Here is a 15,268-nt window from a genome sequence, read left to right as displayed (position 1 = left end):
TATTTTATTTTTTTATAAAAAAACATAAATTTTATTTTTATAAAAATTAATATTAATTTTAGGAGTTATGATTTTGATAAATATTTTATATAATATTATAATATTTTGTATTACTATAAGTAGTTTAATTATAATTCATGAATATGGACATTTTTTTATAGCACGTTGTTTTAATATTTACGTTGAATGTTTTTCATTAGGTTTTGGTAAAAAAATTTTTCAATATCGTGATAAATATGGAACAAATTATATAATAAGACTATTACCTTTTGGTGGATATGTTAAAATACCTGAATCGGTAAAAAAATATGATTTAAAATATATTAAAAAATTTAAATTATTACTTTTTTATCAATTAAATTTTTTTAAAAAAATATTTATTATATTTGCAGGACCTTTTGCAAATATTCTTTTTGCAACATTTATTTATTTTATAATTTTTTTAATAGGATTCCCAATAAAAAAAAACATTATTAATGAAATTAATTTTACTTCTATAGGAAATAAAATTAATTTAGAATCTCATATTGAAATAACAAAAATAAATAAAACTAAAATTAGTAATTGGAATAAATTAAATACAGAATTAATTAAAAATATTCACCAAAAAAAAGAAATAAATATAGAATTTCATAAAATTAATTCTTCTTCCTTCCAAAAAAAAAAATTAAATTTTGATAAAAATTTTCTTAGTTTTCTGAATGAAAAAAATTTGATAACAATATTAGGAATATTACCTCAAGAATTAAAAATTTATCCTATTATTAACTATATAGTACCAGGTTCTCCTGCAGAACAAGCTAATTTAAAAGTTGGAGATAAAATTATAAGTATAGAAAATATGAAATTTATAAATTGGTATAATTTTCAAAAAATTATTTATAATAGTCCTAATAAAATAATTCATTTAAATATTAAAAGAAAAAATAATAATATAAATTTAAATATTTTTTCTTTGAAAAGAAAAAATAATGAAGGATTTTTAGGATTGTTACCTAAAGTATATAAAAATAAAAATAAACTATATTTTCGATATAAAATAAATTTCATTCAAGCATTAATAAAATCATTAAATCAAACTTTTAAAGTAATAAAATTAATTTTAAATAATTTTTTATTTTATAAAAAAAATTATGTTTCTAAATTAAATGGGCCTATTTCTATAGGACATATTGCAAGTATATTATTTCGAAATAGTATTACATACTATTTTTTATTTTTAGCAATAATAAGTATTAACTTAAGTATAATTAATTTATTTCCTTTGCCAATATTAGATGGTGGACAATTACTATTTTTAATTTTTGAAAAAATAATTAATAAAAAAATACCAAATAAGATTAAACAAATAATATATATTTTTAGTATAATTACTTTAATAATAATTATGGGGATTACATTTATAAATGATTTCAATCAGTTTTAAAAAAAAAAAATTAATAGAAATTATTAATTATTGTAAATTTTTATTTATTTTTTTATTTATTTTTGATATAAATATTTTTTGTTATGCAAATAATTTAAATAAAAAAAATAATTGTATTAATCAAGTTATTTTTTTTGGTTTAAATAAAAAAACATTACAAAATAATGAAATATATAAATATATAAAAAAAAATTGTCTTTCTACAAAAAAAATATTTAACATATTACAAGTAATGTATTTACATAATATGATAAATAATCTGAATATTATTCAATATAAAAATTTTATCTTTATTAAAATTTTAGAAAAACCAATTATTAATAATATTAAAATTGAAGGTAATAAAATTATTGGTGATCATTATATTCATTATTTATTAGATAAATTAGATATAAAAAAAAATAATATATTAAATAATAATTCATTATTTTTATTTAAAAAAAATATAAAATTAATTTTTTTAAAAAATTCTATGTTTTTTTCTTATATAAAAATAAAAATAAAAAGACATTTAAATAATAAGGTAGATATTAAAATTTTATTTAAAAAATATAATTCAATAGATATTGATGATATTAATATTATAGGTAATAAAGCTTATAAAACTAATTTTTTATTAAAAAATTTAAATATTAATAATAAATTTTTATTTTTTTTTATAAATAAAAGAAAATACAGAATTAGTGATATTAATTATTTTATATATAAATTAAATAATTTTTATATAAATCAAGGATATTTAAAATTTGAAATACAAGATGTTATACAAAATATATCACGTAATAAAACAAAAAAAACTTTAACAATAAAAATTAAAGAAAATAAACCTTTTTTTTATAAAAGAATATTAATAATACTGAATACAAATAAATATTTTAAAAAATCGATACAAAATATAATTAATATTATTCCAGGAGAAACTTATAATACTAATACAATTATAAAATTAAAATATAAAATAATAAAATTTTTTAAAAAAAATGGATTTGTAAATCCTAAAGTAATAATAAGACCTATTATAGATAAAAAAAAAAATACAGTAGATATTTTAATCTACATAAAAAATAATCATCAATATTATATAAGAAAAATAAATTTTTTAGGAAATAATTATACTAAAGATTCTCTTTTAAGAAATGAATTACTACAATCAGAAGGTGATTTATTAAATTTGAAATTAATAAAAAAAACAAAAGAAAGATTATTGTCTTTAGGATACTTTAATAAAGTAGAAATTTTTTTATATAAAAATTATGATTTAAAAAATACCTTAAATATTATATTTAAGGTAGATGAAAAAAATGAAGGTTTTTTAAAAACTGGGATAGGAATAATAAAAGGTGGATCTTTAGGATTAAATACTGTTTTACAACAAAATAATTTTATAGGTACTGGATATGATGTAGATATTGATTTCCACAAAGATTTTTATCATTATTATTTTGAAATTTTTATTATGAAAAACCATGCTTTTTTTAGAAAAATAAATTCTGGTATAAAAATATTCTTAAATTCTATAAATGAAGATGATAATTTTTTTTATAATTATCTAAATAAAAATAAAGGGTTTTTAGGAATATTTAAATTACCAATTAATAATAAATTTTTTATTGAAAATAATATTGGATTTATTAAAAATAAAATTACTAATATTGAACCACAATTATCATTGTGGAATTATCTTAGAAATATAGGATATCAAAAATATAATAAATTATATAAATATTATTTATTAGATGAATTCATAATTCATTGCACATTTATATTTAAAAATTTAAATGATTTTAATTTACCATCAAGTGGTATTTTAAGTTCTTTAGATACTTATTTTTCTATTCCTTGGTATAGTAAAAATCGTTATTTTAAAATTAATTTTAATTATTTACAATATTTCCCTATATTTTGTTTACAAAAATTAAAAAATAATTTCCAAAATAATAATTTTATAGTTTTTTTATTTAAAAGTAATTTTAGTTATGGTAATGGTTTTTTAGGCGGAAAATATCCTTTTTATAAAAATTTTTATTTAGGTGGATCTAATTCTATTAGAGGTTTCCAAATAAATAGTATTGGGCCTAAAGGTATATATTATTCTTCAAAAGAATATAATTGTAGTAATAAAAAAACTATTTGTTTATCTAATATTCCTATAGGTGGTAATATTTTATTTAGTATAAATAATGAATTAATTATTCCTTTATTTTTTTTAAATAATAGATTCATAAAACAAATAAGATCTTCTATTTTTTTAGATATAGGTAATGTAATTGATACTTCATTAAAAAATAATTATTTACTAAAATTATATAAAATTCCTAAATTTAATCTTATTTATCAAATAAGATCTTCTATAGGATTATCTTTTCAATTTCGTACTTCATTTGGGAATATAATTATTTCTTTTGCATATCCATTTAAAAAATATAAAATGGATAAAATACAATTTTTTCAATTTAATTTTGTTCAGAAATGGGTATAATTATTTAATGATTAAAAGGAGTATTTAAAATATGAAAAATTTTTTTAAATTTACATTATTAATTTTTATTATTTTTAGTTTTCCTAATAAAAAAGTTTATTGTTGTACAAAAATAGCAGTTGTTAATATTGCTAAAATTTTTGATGTTATACCTCAAAAAGAAAAAATGACTAAAAAATTAGAAAAAGAATTAGATGCTGATTTTTTAGTTATAAAAAAAATGAAAAAATTATATTTATATAAAATAAAACAATTAGGAAATAAAAATTTATCTAAACAATCAAGAGAAAATTTAAAAAAAGAAATAAAACATGAAAAAAAAATTTTAATAAAAAAAATAAAATTTTATACAAAAAAAAATCGTCAAAAACAAGAAAATGCACGTGATAAAATATTAATTTTTATTCATAAATTAATAAACACTGTTGCTGAAAAAGGTCATTATAATATTATTATAGATATTTCTTCAGTAGCATATATTAAAAATATTAAAGATATAACAAATGATATAATTAATTTAGCAATTCAACAAAATAATATTTTATTTATCTAATAAATATAATAAAATTTAGTTAAAAATTTATCTATAAAAAAATTATTATGTTAGATATTAATGAAATTTTGTCTATTTTACCACATAGATATCCTTTTATTTTAGTAGATAGAATTATAGCATTTAAAAAATTTAAATTTTTAAATGCTATAAAAAATATTTCTCTAAATGAATCTTTTTTTCAAGGACATTTCCCTAAAAATCCTGTTTATCCTGGAGTATTATTATTAGAATCTATGATTCAAACTACAGGATTATTAATTTATAAAAGTAATATAAATCAAAAAAAATTTATATATTATGTTGTTGGTATTGATCAAGTACGTTTTAAAAAATTTATTTTTCCTGGAGATCAAATAATAATACAAAGTATTTTTTTAAAAAAAAAAAAATCGTTTTTTTTTTTTAAAAGTATAGCAAAAATTAATGATAAAATTATTTGTAAAGCAAAAATTATATGTATAAATATTCAAAAATAAAATTTTAATTAATTAATAAATTTTATAAATTAATATAATAATATGAATTATCCTAAATTTATTCATTTACATGTACACAGTGATTATTCTATTAAAGATGGACTTGCTAAAATAGAACAAATCATAAATAGAGCTAAATTATTTAATATGCCAGCTATAGCTATTACAGATTTTAATAATATATTTGGTTTAGTTAAATTTTATAAAAAATCCTATACTTTAGGATTAAAAGCTATAATTGGAGCTGATTTTAAAATTAAGAATTTAAATATTTATAATAATTATCAGTATTCTAAAATAACTATTTTAGTAAAAAATAATATTGGTTATCAAAATTTGAAATTATTAATATTTTATAGTTATAAAAATGGTTATGATAATAATTTAGGTCCTATAGTAACTTATAATTTACTTGCCAAGTATAATAAAGGATTAATTATATTATCCGGAGGAGTTGAAGGAGAAATAGGAAAAAATATTTTACAAAATAATATTTTTGTAATAAAAAAAATAATTTCTTTTTATAAAAAATATTTTAATAATCATTTTTATTTTGAAATAATACGTACAAATCGTATATATGAAAATGATTACATTAATTTAATTGTAGATTTAGCAAGTTATTTTAATATACCTTTAGTTGCTACTAATGATGTACGTTTTTTAAATAAAAAAGATTATTATGCACATGAAATTCGTATTGCGATTAATAAAGGTTTAACTATAAATAAAAATTATAAAAATTCCCATTATAGTAAAGAACAATTTTTAAAAAATACAGAAGAAATGTGTTTTTTATTTAAAGATATTCCAGAGGCACTTTCTAATAGTGTAGAAATAGCAAAAAGATGTAATTTATTTTTATCATTAGGTAAATATTTTTTGCCGAAATTTATAATGAAAAAAAATATAACCCCAGAAAATTATATTACTAAAAAAGCTTATATAGGTTTAAAAGAAAAATTAAAAATTTTATATCCTAAAAAAAATGATTTTGAAAAAAAAAATATACAATATAAAAAAAGATTAAATCAAGAATTAAAAATTATTAATCAAATGGGTTATCCTAGTTATTTTCTTATAGTCATGGAATTTGTTCAATGGGCTAAAAAAAATAATATTCCTGTAGGTCCAGCAAGAGGTTCAGGAGCAGGTTCTTTAATAGCTTATGTTTTAAATATTACCAACTTAGATCCTATAAAATTTGATTTAATTTTTGAAAGATTTTTAAATAAAGAAAGAGTATCATTACCAGATTTTGATATTGATTTTTGTATGGAAAAACGTGATTTAGTTATTAATCATGTAAAAAAAATATATGGAAATGAATCAGTATTCCAAATTATAACATTCGGGAAAATGACTGCAAAATCTGTTATTAGAGATGTTGGTAGAGTTTTAGGTTATCCATACGATTTTATTAATCGTATTTCAAAATTAATTCCTCTAGATTTAGGTATTAATTTAAAAAATGCTTTTTTAAAAAATAAAATATTATTTAATTTATACAAATCAGATAATAATATTAAAGAATTAGTTGATACATCTCTTAAACTTGAAGGTACAATTAGAAATGTTGGAAAACATGCTGGAGGTGTTGTTATATCTCCTGAAAATATTATAAAATATACAACTATATATTGTGATTATAATGGTAATAATATAGTTACTCAATTTGATAAAAATGATATAGAAGATATTGGTTTAGTAAAATTTGATTTTTTAGGTTTAAAAACTTTAACTGTTATTCATTATGCAGTAAAAATGATTAACAAAAAACTTATCAAAAATAATAAAAAATTATTAAAAATTAATAATCTTATTTTAGATGATAAAAATATTTATAATTTTTTACAAACAGCTAAAACTACTGGAATTTTTCAATTAGAATCAAAAGGTATTAAAGAATTAATTTTACAATTAAAACCTGATAATTTTGAAGATTTAACAGCTTTATTAGCATTATATAGACCAGGCCCATTACAATCAGGAATGGTTGAAAATTTTATTAATAGAAAACATGGTAGAGAAGTTATTTCATATCCTGATAAAAATTGGCAACATGAAAAATTAAAACCAATATTAAAATCTACATATGGTATTATTTTATATCAAGAACAAGTCATGAAAATAGCTCAAATATTAGCAAATTATAGTTTAGGAGAAGCAGATATTTTAAGAAGAGTAATTAGCAAAAAACAACATCAAGAAATGGCAAAACAAAGAAAATATTTTTTGCAAGGTTCTAAAAAATTAAATATTAATAGTACTTTATCTATGAAAATCTTTGATTATTTAGAAAAATTTGCTTCATATGGATTCAATAAGTCTCATTCTGCAGGATATGCTTTAATATCTTATCAAACTTTATGGTTAAAAGTATATTATCCATCAGAATTTATGGCTGCAGTATTAACATCAGATATGGATAATAAAAATAAAATTATTAATTTAATACATGAATGTAAAAAAATGAAAATTAAAATTTTATCACCTAATATTAATACTAGTTTATATAAATTTCATGTTAATGAAAATGGACATATTATTTTTGGATTAGGAGCCATTAAAGGTATTGGGGAACAATTAGCCTTTAATATATTAAATGCTAGAAAAAAAATAGGTTATTTTAAATCCATATTTCATTTTTTTACAAAAATTAATTTTTCTAAATTAAACAAAAAAATCATAAAAACATTAATATTGTCAGGATCATTAGATTTATTTAATTTTAATAGAGGGTTATTAATAAATAATTTAGAAAAAATTATAAAATTAACAAATAAATATTTAAAAGAAAAACAAACAAAACAAATAGATTTTTTTAATAAAAAAAATACTTCTTTATTGAAAGATAAAGATTATATTTATAATGATATCAATTTATCATGGGTAAATAAAGATATTCTTATAAAAGAAAAAAATATTTTGGGTTTTTATTTAACAGGTCATCCATTAGATGAATTTTTAAAAGAAATTTTATTTTACACTAAACAAAATAATATAAAATATTTTTTACAAAATTATAAAATACCAATAAAAATTACAATAGGAGGAATAATTAATAATATTAGAATTTCTTATAACAAAAAAAAACAAAAAATATTATTATTTAATTTAGATGATAAATCTTCTGTATTAGAAATACATCTATTTTTAGATTTATTACAAAATAATAACAATATAGTTACGTTAAATAATATAGTTATTATAAATGGAATATTATACTTTAATAATTTTTTAAAATTATTTATATGCGATGTACATAATATTATAGATATAACAACTGCTAGAGAAAAATATCTAAATAAAATAAATGTTATTTTTAAAAATAAAAAAATATTACATAATATGATTTTTTTAAAAAACTTAAAAGAAATAATTTTTTCTAAAAAAAAAAAGTGTAAAAAAAATGTACAAATATATTTTTTTTACGAAAAATTTAACTCTAGAAAAAAAATTTATTTTAATAATTCTTATTTTATTTCGACTGAAACAAGTATTTTTAATAAATTTATTAGTTTACTAAACCAAAAAGATATTAAATTAGAATTTGATTAAAACAAATATTTTTTATTTTACTTTAAATAGAAAAATGTAATTATTTATGTTAATAAAAAAAAAAATACAATTAATGTTATATAATTTTAAGAAAATATTATTAGCTTATAGTGGAGGAATAGATTCTACTGTATTATTATATAATTTAGTAAAATTAAGGGAAAAATATCCTCTTATAATCAGAGCTATTCATATTAATCATAATTTACATAAAAAATCTGATGATTGGATGAAATTTTGTTTTTTAAATTGTAAAAAACTAAATGTATTATTTATACATAAAAATATTTATATAAATAAAAATAATAATATAGAAGAAAATGCACGTAAAAAAAGATATCAAATTTTTAAAAAAATTATAAAAGATAATGAAATTTTAGTTACTGCTCATAATTTAGATGAACAATGTGAAACTTTTTTCTTATTTTTAAAAAGAGGAAGTGGTCCTAAAGGTTTATCAAGCATGTCTACAATTACAATGATAAACAATTTTAAAATATTTCGTCCTTTTTTAAATATAAGTAAAAATGAAATATTTAATTATGCTATAAAAAAAAAAATAAATTGGATAGAAGATCCTAGTAATAAAGATATAAAATATGATCGTAATTTTTTACGTAATATTATTTTACCAAAAATAATTAATAGATGGCCGTTTTTTCAAAAAAATCTTGCAAGATCAATTAAAAATTATGATGAACAAGAAAAATTATTATGTGATTTAATGAAACCTGTATTAATAAAATTAATTCAAAAAAATAATAGTTTATTTATTTCTCCCTTATATTCTTTTAAGGAAAATAAAAGAAATTTTATTATTAGAAAATGGATAGAGTATAATAAATATTATTATTTACCATCTAGAAAATTATTAAATATTATATGGAATGAAATTATTTGTTGTAAAAATAATAATAATCCTCAAATTAAAATAGGTGAATATAGTATTAGAAAATATAAAAATTATTTATTTTGTATAAAATATTTTCCTAATTTAAAAAATAATATTTTAATATGGAATGATTTTAAAAAATCTTTAATTTTACCTAATAAATTAGGTAAACTAACAATTTTATATCATGAAAACAATAAAAAAAAAATAACACATATTAAAAAACCAGAAAACAAAGAAATTGTATATATAAAATTTAATAATCCAACAGAAAAATATTATTTTAATAATTCTGAATATAAAAAAAATATTAACAATATATGGAAAAATTTAAATATCCCTAAATGGGAAAGAGAACAAATTCCATTATTATTTTATAATGAAAAATTAATTGCTGAATTAAAAAATCAATTAATTACACAATATGGACAAACTGATATTGTAGAAAAAAATAATTGGTTTATTTATTTCCAAAAAAAATATTAAAACATTTATTTTTTTTTATTTTTTTAAAAATAAAATCAATAATTAAATTAATAGATAAAATTTTTTTTGATCCTGTTTTTCTACATTTATATTCAATATTATTATTTGTAATATTAAAATTATTAATTACAATAATGTGAGGAACCCCAATAAGATCCATATCAGTAAACATTACTCCTGGATTTTCTTTTCTATCATCTATTATAACTTCTATACCTAATAATTTAAATTTTTTATATAGTAAAAAAGCATTTTTTTTAACTATAGAAAATTTATACATATTAATAGGAATAATAGCTACTAAAAAAGGAGCTAAAAATTCATTTGGCCAATATATACCTTTAAAATCATAATTTTTTTCTATAATAGCTGCAATTAATCTTGATATACCAAGTCCATAACATCCCATATATATTAATTGTTTTAATTCTTCTTTATTGTATATATAATTATGTATTAATTTAGAGTATTTCGTACCAATTTGAAAAATATGTGCTATTTCTATACTATGTTTTATTTTTATTAAACTTTTACCATCTGGTGTAATATCATTATTATTTACATAACGAATATCTTGAATATTTTTTGGTAAAGGTAAATTAATATCCCAATTTGTATTTATAGAATATTGATTTTTAATATTAGTTCCTATAATAAAATTATACATATTTATTATAGAATAATCTCCAATAATAGGTATTTTTAAAAGAAATGGATTTATAAAATAGATATTAATTTTAAAAATTTTTTCTATTTCTTCATTAGATAAAATTTTAATTATATCAATGTTTATTTTTTTTATTTTATAAATATTTAGTTTATAATCTGCTCTAATCATTAGAGCAATAAAAGGATTATTTTTATTTGTTATTTTAATTATAATGATTTTAATAATATTTTTTATAGATATATTAATTTTTTTAGCTAATTCTTTGTAATTTAAACAATCTTTTATAATTAGAAATTTTCTCTTTAAAATTTTTTTTTTATCTGTACTTAATTTTTTAGGTAATAAAAAATTTCCTAACTCTCTATTCATAATATATTTTTTATCTTCAGATAAAGCAATTAAATTTTCTCCATTTTTAGATAAAATATGAAATTCATGAGAAATATTACCTCCAATAATATTATTATCTGCTTTAACTATTACATAGTTAATATTTAAAAAATCAAATATTTTTTTATAAGTTTTTAATACAATATTATACGTTTCTTTTAAAGAAAATTCATTCATATGAAATGAGTAACTATCTTTCATTAAAAATTCCTTTGCGCGTACAACTCCTAAACGAGATCTCATTTCATTCCTAAATTTAGTTTGAATTTGATAAAAATGAACTGGTAAAGATTTATATGATTGAATTTCATTATTTATTAAATAAGTAATAACTTCTTCATTTGTAGGACTTAAAACAAAATTATATTTTCTATAATCTACTATTTTAAATAATTCTTTACCATAATCTTTGCTACGACCACTTTGATCCCATATATTAATCGGATTTAATATTGGTAATATTAATTCAATAGCATTTATACTATTCATAAAATAACGTATGATTTTTTTTAAATTATTAATAATTCTTAATCCTGTCGGTAACCAAATATATATTCCTGAAGATAATTTTCTAATAATGCCTGACTTAATCATTAAATTAAAACTATTTAAATGATTATTATCTATTCTATTTTTAGACGTAAAAAATACATATTTTGTTGTTAACATTATTATTCCTTTATATTTTTAATATTTTAAAATTTATTTATGTAAATATTTTTTTGATAAAATAAATAATTTAACCAATTTAAAAATAATAAATTACCATGACTACGCCAATTAATTTTCGGTTTTAATTTTGGATTATTTAAAGGATAATAATTATATGGTAAATTAGTAGATTGTAGTTTATTTTTTAAATCATTTAAATATTCTTCATTTATTGTTAAAACATCATATTCAGGGTGGCCAGTAATAAATATATATTTATTTTTTTGGCTAGTAAATAAATATACACCTGCTTTTTTTGAATAAGAAATTATATTTAAATCAGTATAATTTTTAATAACATCTAATGAAAAATCAGAATATCTAGAATGAGGAACAAAAAAATAATCATCAAATCCTTGAATCAAATAATTATTTTTTAATAAAATTTTATGTTTAAATATACCTAATAATTTTGATTGATTAATTTTTTTAGGAATTTTATATAAAATATTTAATATTGCTTGTACAGACCAACATATAGATAAAATAGAATTTACATGTTCATGAGCCCAATGTATAATTTTTATAAATTCTTTCCAATATCTAATATCATTAAAATTAATTAATCCTAAAGGTGCTCCTGTAATAATTAAACCATCATAATATTTATTATTAATTTGATTTAAATAAGAATAATATTTATTAATATGATGAATAGATAAATAATTTGATGATTTATTATCACTTACTGCTAATAATGATAAATCTATAAATAATGAAGAATTAGATAATAATCTAATAATTTGATTTTCTGTATCAATTTTTTTAAACATTAAATTTAAAAAAAGAATTTTAAGTTGACTAGGATATTTTTTTTTTTTTTTCGATTTGGTTAATAAAAATATATTTTCTTGTTTTAAAATGTTAATAGCCGGTAATTCTTTACATACTATAACTGGCATATATTTTTATTCCTTATTTAGATAAAAATATTTTTTTAAAATAATAAATTTATATTACTAAAAAATTATAAAATATTTAAATAAAATAAATATATATTTAATTAATAATAAGAAAATTTATTTTTTTTATGTAAAGTAACATCATGAACACCTTTTATATCTGGAAAATTATCTAATATTTCTTTTTCAATCCAATTTTTTAAAGTTTGTTTACTCATTATACATCCTTTGCAACCTCCATGAAATTCTAATAATACAACATAGTTTGTAGTAATATTTTTTAATATTATTGAACCTCCATGATTTAATAATTTAGGATTAATTATATTTTCTAAAAAAATATTAACATTTTTTTTTAAATAATCGATATTATTAATATTTTGTATATTTTTATTTAAAATAGTAAAATTTATTTTTTTAGATAAATTATGTTGAATAATATCTATTTTAATATCTTTTAAAAAAATAAAACTATTTTTTTCTACAAATATTTTTAATTCATGAAAATTTAATTTAATATCATCTTTTTTTATTTTTGTTATATCACAAAAAGTAACTTTTCCTTTAAATATATTTTTTTTAAAAAAAACTGAAATTTTAATAAATACATTTTTTTCTTTTTGAGATAGTAATTTTAAAAAATATTTTTGAGCTGATTTTGTAATTTGCAACATATTAAAGTTAATTTTTTTAAATTATTTATTCTAAATAAATAAGTATATTTTTAAAAAAAACAATATTTATTTATATAAATATCTTTTATAAAAAAAATATTTAAAATATTAATTTTTTATTATAAAATAAAAAAAATCTATTGTTTAATTATTTAATTCATATATATGAGAAATAATATATGCAACCAATACTTAATATTGCTATACGTATAATTCGTAATATTGGTAATATAATTGTTAAAAATTATGAAATTCATAATATTAATATACATTATAATAATAATTATGATGCTAATATTTTTATAAAAAAAATTCATAAAAATTTAAATAATATGATTACTAGAATATTTTCTAATATATATGCACAAAATATTATTATTATATATAAAAAAAATTTTTTAGTTTTTAATTATAAAAAAACTATATGGATTATAAATCCCTTAGATGGAATTATAAATTATTTTAAAAAATTACCTCATTTTTCGATATCTATTGCAATTTGCATAAAGAAAAAAACAATAATTTCTTTAATATATGATCCGATTAAAAATGATTTATTTACAGCTATAAGAGGTCAAAATGCTCAATTAAATGGGTATAAATTACGTTGTAATAATGATATAAAACAAAAAAATTTATTATTTGCTTTAAATAATAATTATTTTTTTTCTAATAAACAAAATATTAATTTGAACTATTTTTTTAAAAATAATTTACTTTCATTAAGAATTAGTGGTTGTATATCTTTAGATTTAGCTTATTTAGCTGCAAATAAAATAGATTGTTATATAAATAATGATTTAAAAAATTTTTATTATTTACTTGCTGGAGAATTAATAATTAAAGAAGCTGGAGGATTAATAACCGATTTTATTGGTAATTATAATTATAAAAATTCTTCAAATATATTAGTTACTAATTCTAGTATTAGAAAATTAATAATGTCTAAATCTTAAAATTTATTTTATAAAATATAATTAATTTTAATAAAATTAAAATATTTTATTATTAATAAAAAAATATATTTTAAATTATAAAAATTATAAATTTTGGATATATAATGATTATAGAAAAAATAAAAAATAAAATAATATTTCAATTAAAACCTATATATTTAAAAATTAAAGATAATAATCTATCTAAAAAAAAAAAAGTAATAAATCATTTAGAGATTATTATTGTAAGTAATAATTTTATAAAACAATCATTAGTTAATCGTCATAAATTAATATATCGTATTATAGGAAATAAAATAAATAATATTCATTCGCTTTCATTATATACTTATACATTAAGTGAATGGGAAGAAATTAAAAAAAATAAAATTTTATAAAATAATATAAATAATTTTTTATTAAAGGATAATAATGTTATATAAAAAAAATAATCAAATGACTAAAAATCATTGTTTAAATACAATACCAATTGTAATTGAAAATACTTCTCAAGGAGAACGATCATATGACATTTTTTCTAGACTTTTAAAAGAACGTATTATTTTTCTTACAGGTTCTATTGAAGATAATATGGCGAATTTAATAGTAGCTCAAATTTTATTTTTAGATTCGGAAAATTCAAATAAAGATATTTTTATCTACATAAATAGTCCTGGAGGTATTATTACTTCAGGTATGTCTATCTATGATACTATGCAATTTGTAAAATCAGATATTAGTACATTATGTATAGGTCAAGCATGTTCTATGGCTGCTTTTTTATTAGCTTCTGGTAAAAAAAATAAAAGATTTTGTCTACCTAATTCTAGAATAATGATACATCAACCTATGGGTAATTATCAAGGACAAGTGACAGATATAGAAATTCAAACCCAAGAAATTTTAAGAATGAAAAATTATATAAATAAACTTATGTCATTACATACAGGAAAATCTATTGAAACTATTGAAAAAGATACAAATAGAGATAAATTTTTATCAGCTCATGAAGCAATAGAATATGGTTTAGTAGATAATATTATTTGTAATAAAAAATAATATTTATTATAACTTGTAAAGTTATAAATTAAAAATTATAAAATTTATTAT

12 protein-coding genes are annotated in these 15,268 nt (G+C 16.5%); 9 read left to right on the top strand and 3 right to left on the bottom strand.

Translation table 11 applies throughout. From position 1 onward, the window contains the following. Positions 1-67 precede the first annotated feature (67 nt). Genes rseP through tilS form a run of 6 tightly spaced genes read left to right on the top strand, consistent with a single transcriptional unit; the run spans position 68 to position 9,876 of the window. Positions 68-1,426, top strand: a complete 1,359-nt coding sequence (gene rseP, locus GJT99_RS01110; RefSeq protein ID WP_168893884.1) for an RIP metalloprotease RseP — start codon at positions 68-70, stop codon at positions 1,424-1,426. Next, entirely contained in the window at positions 1,407-3,905 is a 2,499-nt protein-coding gene (gene bamA, locus GJT99_RS01105; protein WP_168893883.1) for an outer membrane protein assembly factor BamA, read from the top strand. The genes rseP and bamA overlap by 20 nt, the downstream gene beginning before the upstream one ends. A 31-nt stretch (positions 3,906-3,936) precedes the next feature. Next, positions 3,937-4,458, top strand: a complete 522-nt coding sequence (locus GJT99_RS01100; RefSeq protein ID WP_168893882.1) for an OmpH family outer membrane protein — start codon at positions 3,937-3,939, stop codon at positions 4,456-4,458. Between the two features lie 47 nt (positions 4,459-4,505). After that, entirely contained in the window at positions 4,506-4,937 is a 432-nt protein-coding gene (gene fabZ / locus GJT99_RS01095; protein WP_168893881.1) for a 3-hydroxyacyl-ACP dehydratase FabZ, read from the top strand. A gap of 42 nt (positions 4,938-4,979) precedes the next feature. Then, positions 4,980-8,498, top strand: coding sequence for a DNA polymerase III subunit alpha (gene dnaE / locus GJT99_RS01090; protein WP_168893880.1), 3,519 nt, complete (start codon positions 4,980-4,982; stop codon positions 8,496-8,498). A 46-nt stretch (positions 8,499-8,544) separates the two neighbouring features. Further along, a complete protein-coding gene (gene tilS, locus GJT99_RS01085) occupies positions 8,545-9,876 on the top strand; it encodes a tRNA lysidine(34) synthetase TilS (RefSeq protein WP_168893879.1) in 1,332 nt (443 codons plus the stop codon). On the opposite strand, the gene GJT99_RS01080 is transcribed toward tilS, so the two are convergent. The 3 genes from GJT99_RS01080 to GJT99_RS01070 all read right to left on the bottom strand — a co-directional run bounded on the left by GJT99_RS01080 (position 9,851) and on the right by GJT99_RS01070 (position 13,223). Beyond that, positions 9,851-11,605 carry a proline--tRNA ligase gene (locus GJT99_RS01080; protein ID WP_168893878.1) on the bottom strand — a complete coding sequence of 585 codons (1,755 nt, stop codon included), beginning with the start codon at positions 11,603-11,605 and terminating at the stop codon, positions 9,851-9,853. The genes tilS and GJT99_RS01080 overlap by 26 nt on opposite strands. A 26-nt stretch (positions 11,606-11,631) precedes the next feature. After that, complete coding sequence (locus GJT99_RS01075) at positions 11,632-12,549, bottom strand: homoserine O-succinyltransferase (protein WP_168893877.1); 918 nt, start codon at positions 12,547-12,549, stop codon at positions 11,632-11,634. A 101-nt stretch (positions 12,550-12,650) separates the two neighbouring features. Then, the gene (locus GJT99_RS01070) at positions 12,651-13,223 is read right to left on the bottom strand and encodes a NifU family protein (protein WP_168893876.1); all 573 of its coding nucleotides are present in this window, start codon (positions 13,221-13,223) and stop codon (positions 12,651-12,653) included. A 179-nt stretch (positions 13,224-13,402) separates the two neighbouring features. Between GJT99_RS01070 and GJT99_RS01065 the strand changes: the two genes are divergently transcribed. From GJT99_RS01065 to clpP, 3 genes are all read left to right on the top strand, one after another. Beyond that, entirely contained in the window at positions 13,403-14,179 is a 777-nt protein-coding gene (locus tag GJT99_RS01065) for an inositol monophosphatase family protein (RefSeq protein ID WP_168893875.1), read from the top strand. Positions 14,180-14,283: 104 nt separating this feature from the next. Continuing rightward, entirely contained in the window at positions 14,284-14,556 is a 273-nt protein-coding gene (locus GJT99_RS01060; RefSeq protein ID WP_168893874.1) for a BolA/IbaG family iron-sulfur metabolism protein, read from the top strand. A gap of 58 nt (positions 14,557-14,614) precedes the next feature. Beyond that, a complete protein-coding gene (gene clpP / locus GJT99_RS01055; protein WP_246208914.1) occupies positions 14,615-15,217 on the top strand; it encodes an ATP-dependent Clp endopeptidase proteolytic subunit ClpP in 603 nt (200 codons plus the stop codon). Positions 15,218-15,268 lie beyond the last annotated feature (51 nt).

The sequence above is a fragment of the Enterobacteriaceae endosymbiont of Donacia cincticornis genome (assembly GCF_012568845.1).
GTDB lineage: Bacteria > Pseudomonadota > Gammaproteobacteria > Enterobacterales > Enterobacteriaceae.
The sequence above is the reverse complement of the archived record's forward strand: the minus strand, read 5'-3'. Positions and strand labels throughout refer to the sequence as shown.